16 protein-coding genes are annotated in these 17,898 nt (G+C 70.9%); 8 read left to right on the top strand and 8 right to left on the bottom strand.

The genetic code is table 11. The features are described 5' to 3' along the window. Positions 1 to 42 precede the first annotated feature (42 nt). Positions 43 to 1,524 carry an MFS transporter gene (locus tag ACSHXN_RS06675; RefSeq protein WP_355129764.1) on the top strand — a complete coding sequence of 494 codons (1,482 nt, stop codon included), beginning with the start codon at positions 43 to 45 and terminating at the stop codon, positions 1,522 to 1,524. A 120-nt stretch (positions 1,525 to 1,644) separates the two neighbouring features. Further along, entirely contained in the window at positions 1,645 to 1,956 is a 312-nt protein-coding gene (locus ACSHXN_RS06680; RefSeq protein WP_355142365.1) for a DUF6332 family protein, read from the top strand. Here ACSHXN_RS06680 and ACSHXN_RS06685 read toward each other — a convergent pair. The 3 genes from ACSHXN_RS06685 to ACSHXN_RS06695 form a co-directional block, all read right to left on the bottom strand. Then, positions 1,917 to 2,582, bottom strand: coding sequence for a response regulator transcription factor (locus tag ACSHXN_RS06685; RefSeq protein WP_355142348.1), 666 nt, complete (start codon positions 2,580 to 2,582; stop codon positions 1,917 to 1,919). The two genes, ACSHXN_RS06680 and ACSHXN_RS06685, sit on opposite strands and share 40 nt — an antisense overlap. Further along, a complete protein-coding gene (locus ACSHXN_RS06690) occupies positions 2,579 to 3,808 on the bottom strand; it encodes a sensor histidine kinase (RefSeq protein ID WP_355142350.1) in 1,230 nt (409 codons plus the stop codon). Before ACSHXN_RS06690 ends, ACSHXN_RS06685 begins: the two co-directional genes overlap by 4 nt. 110 nt (positions 3,809 to 3,918) lie before the next feature. After that, positions 3,919 to 4,569: a TetR/AcrR family transcriptional regulator gene (locus tag ACSHXN_RS06695; RefSeq protein WP_359455462.1), complete on the bottom strand. Its 651-nt coding sequence runs from the start codon at positions 4,567 to 4,569 to the stop codon at positions 3,919 to 3,921. A gap of 158 nt (positions 4,570 to 4,727) precedes the next feature. Here ACSHXN_RS06695 and ACSHXN_RS06700 point away from each other — a divergent pair, with 158 nt between their 5' ends. Then, positions 4,728 to 5,798, top strand: coding sequence for a medium chain dehydrogenase/reductase family protein (locus ACSHXN_RS06700; RefSeq protein WP_438302793.1), 1,071 nt, complete (start codon positions 4,728 to 4,730; stop codon positions 5,796 to 5,798). Positions 5,799 to 5,841: 43 nt separating this feature from the next. On the opposite strand, the gene ACSHXN_RS06705 is transcribed toward ACSHXN_RS06700, so the two are convergent. Next, positions 5,842 to 6,534 (bottom strand): TetR/AcrR family transcriptional regulator, encoded by a 693-nt coding sequence (locus ACSHXN_RS06705; RefSeq protein ID WP_355142356.1) that lies wholly within the window; start codon positions 6,532 to 6,534, stop codon positions 5,842 to 5,844. Between the two features lie 289 nt (positions 6,535 to 6,823). Here ACSHXN_RS06705 and ACSHXN_RS06710 point away from each other — a divergent pair, with 289 nt between their 5' ends. Continuing rightward, on the top strand, positions 6,824 to 7,282 hold the full coding sequence (locus ACSHXN_RS06710) for a nitroreductase family deazaflavin-dependent oxidoreductase (RefSeq protein WP_355142358.1): 459 nt from the start codon (positions 6,824 to 6,826) through the stop codon (positions 7,280 to 7,282). Here the strand turns inward: ACSHXN_RS06710 and ACSHXN_RS06715 are convergent. After that, complete coding sequence (locus ACSHXN_RS06715; RefSeq protein WP_355142359.1) at positions 7,272 to 8,504, bottom strand: geranylgeranyl reductase family protein; 1,233 nt, start codon at positions 8,502 to 8,504, stop codon at positions 7,272 to 7,274. The two genes, ACSHXN_RS06710 and ACSHXN_RS06715, sit on opposite strands and share 11 nt — an antisense overlap. A gap of 183 nt (positions 8,505 to 8,687) precedes the next feature. Here ACSHXN_RS06715 and ACSHXN_RS06720 point away from each other — a divergent pair, with 183 nt between their 5' ends. Beyond that, on the top strand, positions 8,688 to 10,043 hold the full coding sequence (locus tag ACSHXN_RS06720) for a dipeptidase (RefSeq protein ID WP_355142361.1): 1,356 nt from the start codon (positions 8,688 to 8,690) through the stop codon (positions 10,041 to 10,043). A gap of 127 nt (positions 10,044 to 10,170) precedes the next feature. Here the strand turns inward: ACSHXN_RS06720 and ACSHXN_RS06725 are convergent, their stop codons facing one another. Beyond that, the gene (locus tag ACSHXN_RS06725) at positions 10,171 to 11,211 is read right to left on the bottom strand and encodes an NUDIX hydrolase (protein ID WP_355142363.1); all 1,041 of its coding nucleotides are present in this window, start codon (positions 11,209 to 11,211) and stop codon (positions 10,171 to 10,173) included. A gap of 228 nt (positions 11,212 to 11,439) precedes the next feature. Here ACSHXN_RS06725 and ACSHXN_RS06730 point away from each other — a divergent pair, with 228 nt between their 5' ends. Continuing rightward, a complete protein-coding gene (locus ACSHXN_RS06730) occupies positions 11,440 to 12,651 on the top strand; it encodes an IS110 family transposase (RefSeq protein WP_438302794.1) in 1,212 nt (403 codons plus the stop codon). Positions 12,652 to 12,844: 193 nt separating this feature from the next. Here ACSHXN_RS06730 and ACSHXN_RS06735 read toward each other — a convergent pair whose 3' ends face one another. Then, positions 12,845 to 13,039: a hypothetical protein gene (locus tag ACSHXN_RS06735; protein ID WP_355135558.1), complete on the bottom strand. Its 195-nt coding sequence runs from the start codon at positions 13,037 to 13,039 to the stop codon at positions 12,845 to 12,847. 466 nt (positions 13,040 to 13,505) lie between these two features. Here ACSHXN_RS06735 and ACSHXN_RS06740 point away from each other — a divergent pair, with 466 nt between their 5' ends. After that, a complete protein-coding gene (locus tag ACSHXN_RS06740) occupies positions 13,506 to 15,527 on the top strand; it encodes an NPCBM/NEW2 domain-containing protein (protein ID WP_438302795.1) in 2,022 nt (673 codons plus the stop codon). Between the two features lie 78 nt (positions 15,528 to 15,605). Here the strand turns inward: ACSHXN_RS06740 and ACSHXN_RS06745 are convergent, their stop codons facing one another. Next, the gene (locus tag ACSHXN_RS06745; RefSeq protein WP_383354392.1) at positions 15,606 to 16,565 is read right to left on the bottom strand and encodes an ROK family protein; all 960 of its coding nucleotides are present in this window, start codon (positions 16,563 to 16,565) and stop codon (positions 15,606 to 15,608) included. Positions 16,566 to 16,766: 201 nt separating this feature from the next. Between ACSHXN_RS06745 and ACSHXN_RS06750 the strand changes: the two genes are divergently transcribed. Continuing rightward, positions 16,767 to 17,849: a LacI family DNA-binding transcriptional regulator gene (locus ACSHXN_RS06750; protein WP_355135564.1), complete on the top strand. Its 1,083-nt coding sequence runs from the start codon at positions 16,767 to 16,769 to the stop codon at positions 17,847 to 17,849. The last annotated feature ends 49 nt before the right edge of the window (positions 17,850 to 17,898 follow it).

The following is a 17,898-nucleotide window of genomic DNA, read 5'->3' on the forward strand; positions in this document are numbered from 1 at the left end:
AATGCACTTGCATTGCATGCATGTGCATGTAGTCTCTCGTCCATGACCTCTCCGCTCACCACCTCTTCGTCCGAGGGACGCTGGACTCCCCGGCTGTGGGGCACCCTGCTGGTGCTCTGCGCAGCGATGTTCCTGGACGCACTGGACGTGTCCATGGTCGGCGTCGCCCTGCCGTCCATCGGTTCCGATCTCCATCTGACGACATCGACGCTGCAATGGGTCGTCAGCGGCTACATCCTGGGATACGGCGGTCTGCTCCTGCTCGGCGGACGGACCGCGGACCTGCTCGGCCGGCGTCAGGTGTTCCTGATCGCCCTCGGCGTCTTCGCGGTCGCCTCGCTGCTCGGCGGGCTTGTGGACTCCGGCCCGCTGCTGATCGCCAGCCGCTTCGTCAAGGGCCTCAGCGCCGCCTTCACCGCGCCCGCCGGCCTCTCCATCATCACCACGACCTTCCCCGAGGGCCCGCTGCGCAACCGCGCCCTGTCGATCTACACCACCTGCGCGGCCACCGGCTTCTCGATGGGGCTCGTCCTGTCCGGGCTGCTCACCGAGGCCAGTTGGCGGCTGACCATGCTGCTGCCCGCTCCGATCGCACTGATCGCCCTGGTCGCCGGCCTGAAGCTGCTGCCGCGCAGCGAGCGCGAGAAGGACCACAACGGCTACGACATCCCCGGCGCCGTCGTCGGCACCGCGTCGATGCTGCTGCTCGTGTTCACCGTGGTGGAGGCGCCACAGGCGGGCTGGGCGTCGGCCCGCACGCTGGCGTCCTTCCTCGCCGTCGCCGTGCTGCTCACCGTCTTCGTCCTCGTCGAGCGGCGTTCGGCCGGCCCGCTGATCCGGCTCGGCGTGCTCCGCTCCGGCAACCAGATCCGCGCCCAGCTCGGGGCCATGGCGTTCTTCGGCTCCTATGTCGGATTCCAGTTCCTGGTCACGATCTACATGCAGTCGCTGCTCGGCTGGTCCGCGCTGCACACGGCGCTCGCCTTCCTGCCCGCGGGCGCACTGGTCGCCGTCTCCTCCACGAAGGTGGGCTCGATCGTGGACCGCTTCGGCACCCCGCGGCTCATCGCGACGGGCTTCGCCCTCATGGTCGTCGGATACGCGCTGTTCCTGCGCGTCAGCCTCGACCCCGGCTACGCGGCGGCCATCCTGCCGAGCATGCTGCTGATCGGCGCGGCCTGCGCACTCGTCTTCCCTTCGCTCAACATCCAGGCCACGAACGGGGTCGACGACCACGAACAGGGCATGGTCTCCGGTCTGCTCAACACCTCCGTCCAGGTGGGCGGTGCGCTCTTCCTGGCCGTGGTGACGGCGGTGGTGACCGCCCACACCCCGGAGCACGCCTCGCCCCAGGCCGTCCTCGACAGTTACCGGCCCGGTCTGATCGTGGTCACCGGCATCGCCCTGGCCGGGCTGCTGATCACCCTCCCGGGACTGCGCACACGCCGGACCGGACGGTCCGTCGTGGTCGCCAGGTCCCTTCGGGCGGAGGCGGACGCGGAGACCGTGGCGGTCCGCGACTGAGGTCCGTCGTCCGGATCAGGTCGGCATGATCCGAACGACAGGCCCCTGGGGGACGCCTCCCGGTGTGCGCCCGGCGGTGCGGTCTTCCCCCGCCGGGCGCACGGCTGTTTGCATCAGTCCGTGGAGAACCACGGGGGCGGTTCGTTCACGGGCGGGACACGGCGCACTCAGGCCGATCGGGACGCGGTCACCGTCGAGATCGGGTACGCCCTGTGCAGCGCGGCGTTCGCGGCGGCGCTGGTGTGCGCGGCCGTGGTGGGACCGGTTTCCGCCTTCGGCCTGAGGGGCGGCCCGCGGCGTGCACTCCTCCTCGCCGGCACGACCGTCGCCTGCCTGGTCTTCGCGGCGCGCGTCGTGGCCGTACTGATCCGCTTCCACCCCGGGACCACGGCTCAGCCCAGCCAGCCCGGCCGGACCAGTCCCGACTCATAGGCGAGAACCACCAGTTGGGCCCGGTCGCGGGCTCCCAGCTTGACCATGGTCCGGCTGACGTGCGTCTTCGCCGTGAGCGGGCTGACGACCAGACGGCGGGCGATCTCCTCGTTGGACAGGCCGATGCCGACCAGCGCCATGACCTCACGCTCCCGCTCGGTGAGCCGCGCGAGCGAAGCGGCGGCGGCCGGCTCCTTGGAGCGGGCCGCGAACTCGGCGATGAGCCGCCGGGTCACGCCCGGGGAGAGCAGGGCGTCGCCCTTGACCACCGCCCGTACGGCACGCAGGAGTTCGTCCGGCTCGGTGTCCTTGACGAGGAAGCCGGAGGCACCGGAGCGGATCGCCTCGAAGACGTACTCGTCGAGTTCGAAGGTGGTGAGCATGACCACCTTCACCCCCTCCAGGTCCGGATCCCCGGTGATGCGGCGGGCCGCCGCGAGCCCGTCGACCACGGGCATACGGATGTCCATCAGCACCACGTCGGGCCGTGTCTCCCGCACCCCGCGCAGCGCCTCCTCGCCGTCGGCGGCCTCCCCGGCCACCTCGATGTCCGGCTGCGCGTCCAGCAGCGCTTTGAAACCGGCCCTGACGAGCGACTGGTCGTCGGCGAGCAGTACCCGGATCACACGTCCTCCCTGTGCTCGGCCGACTTCCGGGCCACCGCCTCCAGCGGCAGCCGGGCGAGGACCCGGAAGCCCCCGTCGTCACGCGGACCCGCCTCGATCGTGCCGCCGAGGGCGCCGGCCCGCTCCCTCATCCCGGCAAGGCCGTTGCCGCTGCCCCCCTCGTCGGTACCGCTCGGCGGACCGTCGTCGTCGACCCGGAGGCGCAGGACGCCCTCCACCCCCTCCACGTGCACGCGCGCATGCCGGGAACCCGAGTGCCGTACGACGTTGGTGAGGGCCTCCTGGACGATACGGAACGCGGCGAGATCGGTACCCGGAGCCAGTCGCGGCACCTCGCCCTCGACCCTGACCGCCAGACCGGCGTGCGCGGCCTGTTCGACGAGTTCCGGCAGCCGGTCGAGGCCGGGCGCCGGCGTGCGCGGCGCGTCACCGGGTGTGCGGAGGGTGTCGAGCACCTGGCGCACCTCACCGAGTGCCTCCTTGCTGGCGGCCTTGATCGTGGTGAGCGCCGTGCGCGCCTGCTCGGGGTCGGAGTCGAGCAGTGCAAGACCGACGCCCGCCTGGACGTTGATCACGGAAATGCTGTGGGCGAGGACGTCGTGGAGTTCGCGGGCGATGCGCAGCCGCTCCTCGTCGGCGCGTCGGCGGGCGGCGAGCGCGCGTTCGGCCCGCTCGCGTGCCCATTGCTCGCGGCGGACACGCATCAGCTCCGCCAGGGCCACGATCGCCACCACCCAGGTGGCGATCACCAACTCCTGCCCCCAGGAAGGGGACGAGTCGTCCGGCGGCGGCAACCACCGGTACAGCCAGTGCGACACGAGCACGTGCCCGGCCCAGAACACCCCGACAGCCGTCCACGCGACCTTGCGGCGACCGGCGACAAGGGCGCTGAAGCACCCGACGGCGACGGTGAGGAACACGGGACCGTACGGATACCCGGCGCCCAGGTAGACCACGGCGGCGGCCGCCGTGATGAACACCACGGGCACGGGATGGCGCTGCCGCCACAGCAGCGCTCCACAGGCCACGAACAGAAGCGCATAGGCGAGGGGCCCGAGACCGACCCGCTCGCCCTTCTGGTTCAGGGCCGCGAAGTGCGTGCCGAAAAGCACGACCAGGGTGAACAGCACGGTGGAGCGCCAGGGAAGACGGGACCCCCCGGACTCGTTGTTCCACCACGGCGGTCCGGGCCACCGCCGGGGAACGTCTGCGCGCTGCTCCTGCATGAGGTTCACGCTAGACGTACCCGGCCGGGTAGGACGTCGGCCGGGCGAGGTGATCACGCGTACTCCCGGGGAAGTACGCCGCGGCCGCACCCGGCACCCGTGCACGCCCCTCAGCGTCCGGCCGTCAGCCCTTCGACCTCGGCTGCGAACAACAGCTCGGGGTCGAAGCCCATACCGGTGAAGTGGCCCGCGAGCTCCAGCGACAGGACCCCGTGCAGACGGCTCCAGAAGACCAGCGCCCTGTGCAGGACGGCGGGAGCGTACGCGGGGTCTCCCGCCCAGTGCCCGTGGTCCGCGAGATGCGCGTCGAAGCTGTCGGGGACCGCGGTCCCGGTCCCGGCCGCCGCGCACACCTCGAGCAGCGCCGACATGATCTCCCGGGCGATGGTGGTGATGTCGTCGGGCGCGTGGTAGCCGGGGACGGGCGTGCCGTAGACGAGGAAGTACCGCTGGCGGTCCTCCAGCGCCCAGCCGCGCAGCGCCCGGGCCAGCCCCGGCAGGCCGTCGCCCGATCCGGCCGCGGCGCGGAACGTGTCCGCGAGGCTGCGGTAGGCGTCGCGGATCAGCTCGGTGATCAGCTCGTCCCGTCCGCCGAAGTACCGGTACAGCGCCGGGCCGCTCATGCCGAGTTCCTTGGCGATCGCGTTCAGGGACAGCCCCGACGCCCCGGCCGTGGCGATCTGCTGCCAGGCCCGCTCCTTGATCTCCGCGCGCACCTGGCTGCGATACCGCTCACGGGGGCTTGCCGCACCTGCCGCCATCGTCCCGGGCTCCTCTCCGCTGGTCCGTTTCAAGCTATCACCGCCGAGAGAGGGCGTAACCACCGAACAGGCAGCCGCTTGACACTCGCGCGAGTAGCAGTCATGTTTGTTATAGCTTCTAACGCAAGCAAGAACTTCACCGCTCGACGGAGGTCGTCATGGAAAGCCAGGAACTGCTCGAGGTCGTTCTGCCGGGGAAGGTCGAACCGGAGGGCCTTCAGTTCCGGCGCGGGGCCGTGCCCACGGCCGGCGCAGGGCAGGTCGTGATCCGCATGGAGGCCACGGGGGTCTCGTTCGCCGAGCAGCAGATGCGCCGCGGCCGGTACTACGACCAGCCGCCGTTCCCGTTCGTGCCCGGCTACGACCTGGTCGGCACGGTTGCGGAGGCCGGCCCGGGCGTCGCACCCGCACTCGTCGGCAAGCGGGTGGCCGCGCTGGTCAAGGTCGGGGGCTGGGCCAGCCATGTCGTCCTGGACGCGGCCGACGTGGTGGAGGTGCCCGCCGGCGTCGGCGCGGCCGAAGCGGAGACCCTGGTGGTCAACGGCGTCACCGCATGGCAGATGCTCCACCGCAAGGCCCGCGTCCGCGCGGGCGGGACGATCCTGGTGCACGGCGCCAACGGCGGCGTCGGCACGGTGCTCGTACAGCTCGCACGGGCTGCGGATCTCACGGTGATCGGCACGGCGTCCGCGCGCCACCACGACTCACTGCGGGAACTCGGCGTCATCCCCGTCGACTACCGGTCGCAGGACGTGCCCACCCGGGTCCGTGAACTCGCGCCCGGCGGCGTGGACGCCGTCTTCGACCACCTCGGGGGCCGAAGCGTGCTCGACTCCTGGCGCCTGCTCGCCCCCGGCGGAACCCTGGTCTCCTACGGCAGTGCATCGACGAGGGACGACACGGGCTCCAAGCAGTGGCCCGTCCTGAAGATCCTCGGCCGCGTGTGGTGGTGGAACGCGCTGCCCAACGGCCGCCATGCCTGCTTCTTCAACGTCTGGGCCGGCCGCGCGCTGAGCAGGGACCGCTTCCGGTCCCGGCTGCACGCCGACCTCACCTCCGTGTTCGGCGCCTTCCGGCGGGGCGAGGTGACCGCACGGATCGCCGCCCGGATGCCCCTCACCGACGCCGCCGAGGCCATGCGGCTGGCCGAGTCCGGCACGGTCGCGGGCAAGGTGGTCCTGGTCCCCGGCGACCAGGGGCTGTTGTTCGGATCGGGCCGGCAGGGCTAGACCGCGCCTTTCGGGTCGGCATGATCCGAACGACAGGCCCTGACTAGGGGAACACCAGGCCCACACCGTGCGCCAGTCCGGCCGCTGCATGGCGGAAGAACGTCTCGCGCTCCACCACCACGTTGTTGAACTGCCCGAACAGCTCGAACCCGACCAGTCCGTACAGCTGCGCCCAGGCGGCCACCAGGGCCGTCACCACCTCCGGCGGGAGGTCGGGGGCCAGGTCGGCGGCCATGCGCCGGGCCTCGGGCTCGAGTTCGCCGGGCAGCCGGTTGCGGGCCACCCCGTGGCGCCCGTACGCGTCGCGGACGATGCCGATCAGCAGGAGCCCCACCCGGGAGGCCGGCGGGATGGTCGCCTCGGGTGCGGAGTAACCGGGCACCGGCGAGCCGTAGATCAGGGCGTACTCGTGCGGGTGCGCAAGCGCCCAGCCGCGCACCGCCTCGCACACCACGACCCACCGCCGGGCGGGGCCGATGTCGCCGGCCTCGGCGTCCGCGGCCTCGGCGGTCTCGCCGAGGGAGTTGTAGGCGTCGATGATCAGCGCGGTGAGCAGATCGTCACGGCTCGGGAAGTAGCGGTAGAGCGCGGAGGAGACCATGCCGAGCTCACGGGCCACGGCGCGCAGCGAGAGCCGGGCGGCGCCCTCCGCGGCAAGCTGCTTGCGGGCCTCCTCCTTGATGGCGGCGGTCACCTCGATCCGGGCACGGGCCCGGGCTCCTTGTGGGGTGCTCATGCTGGGAGTGTGCCATGTTCGCGGAGCAGTGCACACATTACGGAGCGGCGCTCATTCTTTGGAGCGGCGCTCACTATTTGGAGCGGTGCTCACCCGGAGGGGCGTGCACTCAAAACGGCGCTCACCACGGACCGACACCCGTCCGCAGCTCCGGCGAGAGCAGTGCACAAAAACGAGAGCAGTGCTCTTGCATTGGATCGCCGATCTCCCCCACACTGTTCCTTGAGCGAGAGCACTGCTCTCGGAAACTGGGTGAGAGCACTGCTCTCCCGAACAGATGGGGGTCACCATGTCGTCTTCGTCCGCGCCGTACTACCGCCAGGGCAGCCCGATGACCGTGCGTCTCAACAGCGTCATCGGCTGGCTGGCCCGGCACGGGTTCAGCCTCGCCGGCACGGCGGAGATGTCGGTGCGCGGCCGCAAGAGCGGTCAGATGCAGCGCATCCCGGTCAATCCGCATGTGTACAAGGGCGGCCAGTACCTTGTCTCCGCCCGCGGGCACTCCCAGTGGGTCCGCAACATGCGCGTCGCCGGTGGCGGGGAGCTGCGTGTGGGCCGCAAGGTCCGCGAGTTCACCGCGGTGGAGCTGCCCGACGACGAGAAGCTCCCGCTCCTGCGTACCTACCTGGAGAAGTGGGGCTGGGAGGTCAACCAGTACTTCCAGGGGGTCACGGCCAAGTCCAGCGACGAGGAGATCATCGCGGCCGCTCAGGACCACCCGGTCTTCCGCATCGAGGTCAGGAGCTGACCCCGTCGCCCGCAGGCCCCCGGTCCAGCGCGGTCAGCGCACGCTGGGCGATCGGACGGGTGCGGACGAGCTCGCCCAGGGAGGTGGCGCCCTGGGTGATGTCCTTGAACACGTTCCAGGCGGGACGGAATCCGGTCAGCGCCGCGTGGACCAGGCCCGGGCGGCGCTCGAACACCGCGAGCATCCGCTTGCCGACGCTCATCTCGACGCCCAGCCCGGCCTTGATCGCGAAGGCGTAGTTCAGGGCCTGCCTGCGGGTGTCCACCGCGTCGTGCGCCTCCGCGATACGGACCGCCCACTCCCCCGCGAGCCGTCCCGACCGCAACGCGAACGAGATCCCCTCACGGGTCCAGGGCTCCAGCAGGCCGGCGGCGTCCCCGCAGACCAGCACCCGCCCGCGCGACAGCGGTGAGTCGTCGGCACGGCAGCGGGTCAAGTGCCCCGAGGAGACGCTCGGTTCGAAGCCGGCGAGCCCCAGACGCGCGATGAAGTCCTCCAAATACCGCTTGGTCGCGGCGCCTTCACCGCGTGCGGAGATCACGCCGACCGTCAGTGTGTCCCCCTTCGGGAAGACCCAGCCGTAACTCCCGGGCATCGGTCCCCAGTCGATGAGCACCCGACCCTTCCAGTCCTTGGCGACGGTCTCCGGCACCGGGATCTCCGCCTCCAGGCCGAGGTCCACCTGGTCGAGCTTGACGCCCACGTGCGCCCCTATACGGCTGGCGCTGCCGTCGGCGCCGACGACGGCGCGCGCCAGCAGGGTCTCTCCGCCCTGCAGGACGACGGCCACCGTGCGCCGGTCCGGCACCGACGAGCCGTGCTGCTCGACCCGCGACACCGTGACGCCGGTGCGCAGTTCCGCGCCGGCCTTCTGGGCGTGCTCGACGAGCTGCTGGTCGAACTCCGGACGGTTGATCAAGCCGAACAGCATGTTCTTGGAACGGCGGGTACGGGTGAAGCGCCCGTTGTTCGAGAAGGTGACCGCGTGCACCCGGTCGCGCAGCGGCAGTTCGAAGCCGGGCGGCAGGGCGTCGCGCGAGGGGCCGATGATGCCGCCGCCGCAGGTCTTGTAGCGCGGCAGTTCGGCCTTCTCCAGCAAGAGCACGCTGCGTCCCGCGACTGCCGCCGCGTAGGCGGCCGAGGCCCCCGCCGGTCCCGCGCCCACCACGACGACGTCCCACACCTGCTGCACGTCGTCCGCCGAAGAGTTCTCGCTGCTCACGATGGTCTACTGCTCCCGATCAAGCTGCTTGCCGCACCTGTCCCTCGCATCCTACGGCGGCGTCGTCACAGGTCGCTGTGGGAGGATCGGCAGCGTATGCGCCCTGCACACCAGTACGCGCATGCGCATATCCGTACAGGAACTGCTCAACAGTACAAAGTCGCACCTACAAGGAGCGTGCCCATGTCGTCGAATCCGGTCGCCGAGGCCGTTGCCTCGCTGATGCCCAGGGCGAAGGAGGAGCTCACGGAGCTGGTCGCCTTCGCATCGGTGGCGGACTTCGACCAGTTCCCCAAGAGCGAGAGCGAGGGCGCCGCGCGGTGGATCGCCGACGCGCTCGCCACCGAGGGCTTCCAGGACGTGGCGCTGCTCGACACCCCGGACGGCACACAGTCGGTGTACGGCTACCTGCCCGGCCCGGAGGGCGCCAAGACGGTGCTGCTGTACGCGCACTACGACGTGCAGCCGCCCCTGGACGAGGCCGGCTGGACCACCCCGCCCTTCCGACTGACGGAGCGCGACGGCCGTTGGTACGGGCGCGGCACCGCCGACTGCAAGGGCGGCGTCATCATGCATCTGCTCGCGCTGCGCGCCCTGCGGGCGAGCGGCGGCGTGCCGGTGCACGTCAAGGTCATCGCCGAGGGCTCGGAGGAGCAGGGCACCGGGGGCCTGGAACGGTACGCCGAGGAGCACCCGGACCTCCTCGCCGCCGACACCATCGTCATCGGCGACGCGGGCAACTTCCGCGCCGGACTGCCGACGGTCACCTCGACACTGCGCGGTATGACGCTCGTCCGGGTCAGCGTGGACACGCTCGAAGGCAACCTCCACTCGGGTCAGTTCGGCGGTGCGGCACCGGACGCGCTGTCCGCCCTGATCCGTGTACTGGACTCGCTGCGGGCCGAGGACGGCTCGACGACCGTCGACGGACTGGTCGCCGAGAACCGTTGGGAGGGCGTCGAGTACCCCGAGGAGCAGTTCCGCAAGGACGCCAAGGTGCTCGACGGGGTCGAGCTGATCGGCTCCGGCTCGGTCGCCGACCGCATCTGGGCGCGCCCGTCCGTGACCGTGCTCGGCATCGACTGCCCGCCTGTCGTGGGCGCCACCCCGTCCGTCCAGGCGAGTGCCCGCGCGCTGATCAGCCTGCGGGTGCCGCCGGGTGTCGACGCCGTCGACGCCACGAAGCTGCTCCAGGCGCACCTGGAGGCGCGAACGCCGTGGGGCGCACGGGTGCGGACGGAGCAGATCGGTCAGGGACAGGCGTTCCGGGCCGACACCTCCAGTCCGGCGTACGCGGCGATGGCCGAGGCGATGGAGGCCGCCTACCCGGGCCAGGAGATGCAGTACGCGGGCCAGGGCGGCTCCATCCCGCTGTGCAACACCCTTGCCTCGCTCTATCCGCAGGCGGAGATCCTCCTCATCGGCCTGAGCGAGCCCGAGGCGCAGATCCACGCGGTCAACGAGAGCGTGTCTCCGGACGAGTTGGAGCGACTGTCGGTGGCCGAGGCGCTGTTCCTGCGCAACTACGCGGCCGGCTGAGCGGCTCCGCACACGGCGAAGGGTCCTCGCCCCTCCTGGGCGGGGACCCTTTCCACGGCCGTCCCCCGACCTCCGGCGCCGTCCTTGCACACCGTCGGCGACAGCAGGGTGCGGGCGCGAAGCCGGTTCAGCCGACCGGGACGCCCGCCTCCAGATAGTGGGCCGCTCCACGCTCACGCGCCCGCAAGGCCCAGCGCAGCCGCTCGTAACGGACGGCGGGGAGCAGACCGGCCGCTTCCGCCTCCGTGACGAACCGCCAGTCGCGCAACTCGGGCCCGGGCAGCAGCAGGCGGTCGGCCGCCGTGCTGTCCAGTCGGCCGCCGTCGAAGAGGAGCCGCAGTCCGCCGTATCCGGGCGGTACGGGGGGTTCCCAGTCGACGACCAGCAGCCGGGGGACCTCGTCGAGCGTGAGCCCGGTCTCTTCCGCGACCTCGCGTACACCGGCGCGCGCGGGGGCCTCTCCGGGTTCGACCACGCCGCCGGGAAACTCCCATCCGGCCTTGTAGGTGGGGTCGACGAGCAGCACTCGGTCCTGCTCGTCGAAGAGCAGCACACCCGCGGCGAGGGTCTCGGAGGTCGGTTCCGGGGTCTGCACGATGTCGCAGACCGGCGCGGTACCGGTACGGACGGCCTCGGCGATCCGCAGGGCGGTCTCGTACGGGGTGAGGGCGCTGGTGTCGACGGGGTACGCGTCCGCGGTGAGCCAGGCGGCGAGGGCGGCGCGATAGGGCTCGATGTGGTCGTACGACCACTGGCGGACCCGTATCTCTCCGTCGGGGAGGTCGGGCGGCACCTCCCGGCCGGCTATCCGCTCACGCAGGATCGTTTCGGCCGGGGCGAGGAGGACATGGCGTACCGGGATGCGGCGGGCGGCGAGGCCGCCGAAGATCTCGTCGCGGTACTCCTGGCGCAGCAGGGTCATCGGAACCACGAGGACACCGCCGAGTTCGGCGACCATCGCCGCCGCCGTGTCGATCACGAGCCGTCGCCAGATCGCCAGGTCCTGGAAGTCGCCGACCTCGGCGAGGCGCTTCGGCGGCAGCAGGTACGTGAGAGTTCCGCCGATGACCTCGGGGTCGAAGAGCGTGCTGTTCGGGATCAGTTCGATCAGTTCCCGTGCGGTAGTGGTCTTCCCCGCACCGAACGCACCGTTGATCCAGACGATCACGGTTCCATACCTTTCTTCCTGGGTTCGTTCCGGTCATTCGTAAGATCGGGAAACCCAGGGGTCCTGGGTGTGGCTGTTCATGGTTTGCCGCTGTTGTGGCTCAGGGGGATTGGCCGCCCGGGACCCCGCGACGACTCGGCCACTCATTGGGATACGCGAACTGCATCGCTTCGTATGGACACGTCGGCGAGGTCGTCTGCTGGGATCGGTGACGGAACGACTTCGGAGGTGGACGTGCCCGAACTGTGGGCCGGAACGGATGCGGGCAAGGCCGAGCATCACTGCACGGTGATCGACCAGGACGCCACGGTGTTCCTCACCCGCCGGGTCCCCAACAACGAGGCCGACTTGCTGGAACTCCTCGCGGTTGTCCTGGAGTTGGCAGAGGGCGAGCCCGTCACCTGGGCGGTCGACCTGAACGCCGGCGGTGCCGCACTGTGGATCGCTCTGCTGGTCAAGCACGGTCAGCGACTGCTCTACATCCCCGGCCGCACGATCCACCACGCATCCGCTGCCTATCGAGGCAGTGGCAAGACGGACGCGAAGGACGCCTTCGTCATCGCCGACACCGCCCGCATGCGCCGCGACCTGCAGCCGCTTCAGGCCACCAGCGAGATCGCGGTCGACCTGAAGATCCTCACCGCCCGGCGCATGGACCTGTCCGCAGACCGCACCCGAGCGATCAACCGGCTCCGTGCCCAGCTGCTGGAGTACTTCCCCGCGCTGGAACGGGCCTTCGACTACAGCACCTCCAAGACCGCGCTCATCCTGCTCACGAAGTATCAGACCCCCGCCGCCCTGCGACGGGTCGGCCGGGCCCGGCTGGCGACCTGGCTGAAGAACCACGGCGTCCGCACCATCACCACTGCCAAGAACGCCGCAGACGCGGCGGTGACGGCGGGCGAGGCCCAGCACACGGTGGTGCCTGGGGAGAAGAGCGCCGCGAAGATGGCCCACACCCTCGCGCGGGAGGTGATGGCCCTCGACCTGGAGATCGCTGAACTCGAAGCCCAGATCGAGGGCCGGTTTCGCGAACATCCCGACGCCGAAGTGATCACGTCCATGCCCGGCATCGGCGACATGCTCGGCGCCGAGTTCATCGCCGCCACCGGCGGAAACATTGCTGCCTTCGGCAGCCCCAACCGCCTGGCCGGCGTCGCCGGACTCGCCCCCGTCCCCCGAGACAGCGGCAAAGTCTCCGGCAACCTCCGCAGGCCCTACCGCTACAGTCGAAGACTCCTGCGCATGTTCTACCTGTCCGCCCAGGTCGCAGCTCTCCACTGCCCCGAGTCCAAGCGGTTCTACCAGCGAAAACGAGCCGAGGGAAAGAACCACAAGCAGGCCGTCCTCGCCCTGGCCAGACGCCGCCTGAACGTGCTCTGGGCGCTCATCCGCGACCACCGCACGTTCGAAGCAACCCCTGCTGCCGCAGCGGCCTGACCCGCTCACGAAGCGTCACCCAACCCGTTTGACAACGTCATTGGGAATCCCCCTCTTCTATTGGCCCCCTGTGGCTTGCCCCTTCAACCCTGCCACGGAAACCCGCCGCAGATGAGGGTGCATCCGGCGGACGGCGCGCCGCGGCGCCGGTGTCCCCGCCGTCGGGGCCCGGCGCCGGGAAGCGGGCTCCGGGTCAGCCGTTCTGCCCGAGGGTGCCCTCGTCCGCTGCCAGGCTGTCGTGGTCGACGGCGTGGTCGACGGTGCTGAACGTGTCCTTCACGTTGAGGTCGCCGAGCCCGTCGTGGTCGGCGGCGGGTGACGGGGTGATGGCCGCCACGACGAGTCCGGTGGCGAGGGAGGCGATGGCGAGCATGCTGCGCTTCTTCATGCCCTCTTCAACTGCGAAACGGGGCAGGAGTCACGCACCTGCCCGTCGGCCCTGTGCCCCTTCGCGATCGGATGCCGGTCCCCCGGCGCGTTCCACCCGACGGGATGTCCTCCTGCCGCGGCCCGGTCCGCCGCCGCACGCGTTCGACAGGACGGACGACAATCGCATCGGTCACAACATGCGGGGCCTTCGGGCAGAACATCCGATGTCCCCAGGGGGAAGCTCCATGACACAGGGCCGTTCACCGGTGACTCCGCAGGCCCCTCCCAGAGGCGCCCCTGCACACAACCGAACGCGGAGCCTCGGCACTTCACCGGATTGAGCCACATTCACCTGCTTCCGGTCCATACCGAACAGCCGCCACCCCTCCTCTTCCACCACAGTCCAACACGGCCTACCGTAAGCGAACAGTTTGACGCGAGCATGCAGACGTCCCATCTCCAGCGAGAGACGGAGGAACGTAACGATGCGTCACCTTCTTCCCCGCACAACCCGCCGACGAGTGGTCGGTGCGCTCACCGCGGGCCTGTTGTGTACGACGGGGCTGGCGGCACCGGCCCTGGCCGCTCCCGCCGATGTACCGGCCCGGCCCGCACTCGCCGACGGCCTGGCCCTCACCCCGCCCATGGGCTTCAACAACTGGAACTCCACGAACTGCCGCGCCGAGTTCGACGAATCGATGGTCAAGGGGATCGCGGACCTGTTCGTCGACGAGGGCCTGAAGGCCGCCGGATACCAGTACGTCAACCTCGACGACTGCTGGGCCCTGCCCTCGCGGGACGCGGACGGCAAGCTCGTGCCCGACCCGGTGCGCTTCCCCGACGGGATCAAGGCCGTCGCGGACTACGTCCACTCCAAGGGGCTCAAGCTCGGCATCTACACCAGTGCGGGCACGAAGACGTGCAACAGCGCGGGATTCCCGGGCGCCCTCGGCCACGAGTACAGCGACGCGCAGCAGTTCGCCGACTGGGGCGTGGACTACCTGAAGTACGACAACTGCAACAACCAGGGCGTGGACGCCGAGCAGCGCTACACGACGATGCGGGACGCCCTGAAGGCGACCGGCCGCCCCATCGTCTACAGCATCTGCGAGTGGGGCCAGAACAAGCCGTGGGAGTGGGCCTCGGACGTCGGCCATCTGTGGCGTACCACCGGCGACATCAGTGACAACTGGGGCTCGATGCTCTCGATCCTCAAGCAGAACCTGCCCCTGGCGTCCTACGCGGGTCCCGGGCACTGGAACGACCCGGACATGCTGGAGGTCGGCAACGGCGGCATGACCGACACGGAGTACCGCTCCCACTTCTCCCTGTGGTCCGTGATGGCCGCCCCGCTGCTCATCGGCTCCGATCTGCGCGAGGCCTCCCCGGCGACCCTCGACATCCTCGGCAACAAGGAGGTCATCGCCGTCGACCAGGACCCGCTCGGCAAGCAGGGCGCGGTGGTCTCCTCCGAGGGCGGACGCTGGGTGATCGCCAAGGAGATGAAGGACGGCAGCCGGGCGGTCGCCCTGTTCAACGAGACGGGCGAGGCCCAGCGCATCGGTACGACCGCCGCGGCCGTCGGCCTCCCGTCCGCGGACGCCTACACACTGCGCGATCTGTGGCAGCACCGCAGCTACAACACCGCCGGCACGATCTCGGCGACGGTTCCGGCACACGGCACGGTCCTCGTCCGCGTGGCGGCCGACCGGCACTGGGCGCTGCAGCCGCCCGCCGTGGAACTCGGCCTGAGCGGCAGCCCGTTGGTCCAGGCGGGCAGGCCCGCGGCCATGGCCTCGACGGTCACGGACCTCGGGCGTACACCGGCGACGCACGTGTCCGTGTCGCTGGGCGGCCCTGCGGGGTGGTCGGTGAAGCCGACGTCCGGGACGACCGCGAACGTCCTGCCGACGGGACACTCGCTGCGCACGTCGTGGCGGGTGACAGCGCCGCCGGGCACGGCGACGGGGTCGTACGCCCTGACGCTCAGGACCGTCTACCGGTCGCCCACGGGCGTGCCGGTGGAGAATCTGCTGCCGGTCACGGCAACCGTGGTCGTGCCGCCGCCCTCCGGAGTCTCCTACCTCAGTGATCTGCCGTGGCTCTCCACCACCAACGGTTACGGCCCGGTCGAGCGCGACACCAGCAACGGGGAGAGCGCCGCGGGTGACGGCCATCCCCTCACGATCGGCGGGGCCGTGTACGCCAAGGGACTCGGCGCACACGCCGAGAGCGACATCGCCTACTACACCGGCGGGGCGTGCACGACGGTCACGGCGGACGTCGGCGTGGACGACGAGAAGGGAAGCAAGGGCACGGTCGCCTTCGAGATCAGGGCGGACGGCGGGACGGTCCTGACCACCGGCGTGCTGACCAACGCGGATGCCGCCCAGCCGATCACCGCCGACGTGAGGGGCGCCCAGGTGGTCCACCTGGTCGTCACCGACGGCGCCGACGGCATCGACTCGGACCACGCGGACTGGGCGGACGCGCAGCTGAGTTGCTGACCGGACGCAAGGGCGCCCCGGCGCATGCGCGCCGGGGCGCCGCTGTCCGCGCGGTCCCACCGGGACGGCGCGGACCGGTCAGCCGGCGAGGCCCGCGGCCGGAGCGTCCTCCCGGCCGCGCAGCGCGGCGGCCGCCGCGCCCACCAGTCCCGCATCCGTGCCCATCTGCGCCGGCTCCACGGTCAGCCCCTGCACGAAGGACAGCGTGGCGTAGTCGGGCAGGGCCTTGCGCAGGGGCGTGAAGAGGACGTCGCCCGCCTTGCCCACTCCCCCGCCGATCACCGCGATGTCGATCTCGACGAGCGTGGCGGTCGCGGCGATCCCGGCGGCCAGTGCGCGGGCCGCCCGTTCGAAGGAGGCCACGGCCACCGGATCGCCCTCGCGGGCGGCGGCGGCCACCGCGGCGGCCGAGGTGTCGCCGTCGGGCCCCGGCCGCCAGCCGCCCTCCAGGGCGCGGCGTGCGATGTTCGGCCCGCTCGCGATGCGCTCCACGCAGCCGCGCGCCCCGCACGGGCAGAGGTCGCCGTCCAGGTCGACGCTGATGTGCCCGATGTGGCCCGCGTTGCCGGTCGGCCCCGGGTACAGGCGGCCCCCCAGCACCAGACCGCCGCCGACGCCCGTCGACACCACCATGCACAACGCGTTGTCGTGACCGCGGGCCGCGCCCTGCCAGTGCTCGGCAGCGGTGATCGCCACACCGTCGCCGATGAGCTCCACGGGCAGACCACCCGTCGCGGCCCGCACCCGCTCGACCAGCGGGTAGCCGCGCCAGCCGGGCACGTTGACCGGGCTCACCGTACCCGCGGAGGCATCCACCGGACCCGCGCTGCCGATGCCGACGGCCTGCGCCCGACTCCACAGCGGCGAGGCCGTCAGCTCCCCGATGACGGCCTCCACGGCCCCCATCACGGTCTCGCCGTCCTCCTGCGCGGGCGTCGCGCGCTGTGCGCGCAGCAGGATCCGGCCGTGGCCGTCCACCAGCGCTCCGGCGATCTTGGTGCCGCCGATGTCGAGCGCGGCCACGAGGTCGGTGTGCATCAGTGTCAGATCTCCCAATGCTTCGGTCGTACCGGCACCGCGCACGGCGGGCGCCGCCGCGGATCCGGATGCCCCGGCCGGGCGCAGGCAGGAGGCACCCTGGAGGGAAGGCGCAGGCCGGAGATTGCGGTGGACAGTGTCTCCCGCATCTGACAACGTTGTCCAGGCTCTATGCTCGACGCCACATCCTCATACAACCCCATGGACCGACGCATCACCGTGGACGACAGGACAGGACAGCGCATCGTGCCCGACACCGCACGCCGATCCGAGAACCGCTACGGCAACCGGCCGACCATGAAGGACGTCGCAGCACGTGCCGGAGTCGGTCTGAAAACGGTGTCGCGTGTCGTCAACGGGGAGTCCGGTGTCACCCCGGACACCGAGCGCCGGGTCCAGGAGGCCATCGAGGCCCTGGGCTTCCGCCGCAACGACAGCGCACGGGTGCTGCGCAAGGGCCGCACCGCGAGCGTCGGCCTGGTCCTCGAGGATCTCGCCGACCCCTTCTACGGCCCGCTGAGCCGCGCGGTCGAGGAGGTCGCACGGGCCCACGGAGCCCTGCTGATCAACGGCTCCAGCGCGGAGGACCCGGACCGCGAGCAGGAACTGGTGCTGGCGCTGTGCGCACGCCGCGTCGACGGTCTGGTCGTCATCCCGGCCGGCGACGACCACCGTTATCTGGAGCCGGAGATCAAGGCCGGGGTCGCCACGGTGTTCGTGGACCGCCCCGCCGGCCGGATCGACGCCGACGTCGTGCTCTCGGACAGCTTCGGCGGCGCGCGCGACGGGATCGCCCATCTGATCGCGCACGGCCACCGCCGGATCGGTTTCATCGGCGACATGCCCCGCATCCACACCGCGGCCGAGCGACTGCGCGGCTACCGGGCCGCGATGGAGGACGCCGGCATACCGGTGGAGGAGTCGTGGATCTCCCTCGGGGTCACCGACCCCGAACGGGTACGGCGGGCCGCCGAGGAGATGCTGTCCGGTACCAACCGCGTCACCGCCATCTTCGCGGGCAACAACCGTGTGACAGTCACCGTCGTCCGTGTCCTCGCCGAGCACGACCGCCCGGTCGCCCTCGTCGGCTTCGACGACTTCGAACTGGCCGACCTCCTCGACCCGGGGGTCACGGTCATCGCCCAGGACGCCGCCGCCCTCGGCCGCACGGCCGCCGAACGCCTCTTCCGTCAACTCGACGGGAGCCTCATCACCCCCGAACGCATCGAACTCCCCACCCGCCTGATCGCCCGGGGTTCGGGCGAACTGGCGCCCGCCGACTGAGAAGCGGCAGCACCCGGGGTGTTCGGCGACAGCCCAGGCCGGCCCGCGG

The sequence above is a fragment of the Streptomyces sp. HUAS TT11 genome (genome assembly GCF_051553595.1).
Taxonomy (GTDB): Bacteria; Actinomycetota; Actinomycetes; order Streptomycetales; family Streptomycetaceae; genus Streptomyces.

Coding starts and splice junctions, on each gene's coding strand:
- ACSHXN_RS06675 (WP_355129764.1), top strand. CDS start 43: ATGACCTCTCCGCTCACCACCTCTTCGTCCGAGGGACGCTGGACTCCC.
- ACSHXN_RS06690 (WP_355142350.1), bottom strand. CDS start 3,808: ATGCAGGAGCAGCGCGCAGACGTTCCCCGGCGGTGGCCCGGACCGCCG.
- ACSHXN_RS06695 (WP_359455462.1), bottom strand. CDS start 4,569: ATGGCGGCAGGTGCGGCAAGCCCCCGTGAGCGGTATCGCAGCCAGGTG.
- ACSHXN_RS06700 (WP_438302793.1), top strand. CDS start 4,728: ATGGAAAGCCAGGAACTGCTCGAGGTCGTTCTGCCGGGGAAGGTCGAA.
- ACSHXN_RS06705 (WP_355142356.1), bottom strand. CDS start 6,534: ATGAGCACCCCACAAGGAGCCCGGGCCCGTGCCCGGATCGAGGTGACC.
- ACSHXN_RS06710 (WP_355142358.1), top strand. CDS start 6,824: ATGTCGTCTTCGTCCGCGCCGTACTACCGCCAGGGCAGCCCGATGACC.
- ACSHXN_RS06720 (WP_355142361.1), top strand. CDS start 8,688: ATGTCGTCGAATCCGGTCGCCGAGGCCGTTGCCTCGCTGATGCCCAGG.
- ACSHXN_RS06735 (WP_355135558.1), bottom strand. CDS start 13,039: ATGAAGAAGCGCAGCATGCTCGCCATCGCCTCCCTCGCCACCGGACTC.
- ACSHXN_RS06740 (WP_438302795.1), top strand. CDS start 13,506: ATGCGTCACCTTCTTCCCCGCACAACCCGCCGACGAGTGGTCGGTGCG.
- ACSHXN_RS06745 (WP_383354392.1), bottom strand. CDS start 16,565: ATGCACACCGACCTCGTGGCCGCGCTCGACATCGGCGGCACCAAGATC.
- ACSHXN_RS06750 (WP_355135564.1), top strand. CDS start 16,767: ATGGACCGACGCATCACCGTGGACGACAGGACAGGACAGCGCATCGTG.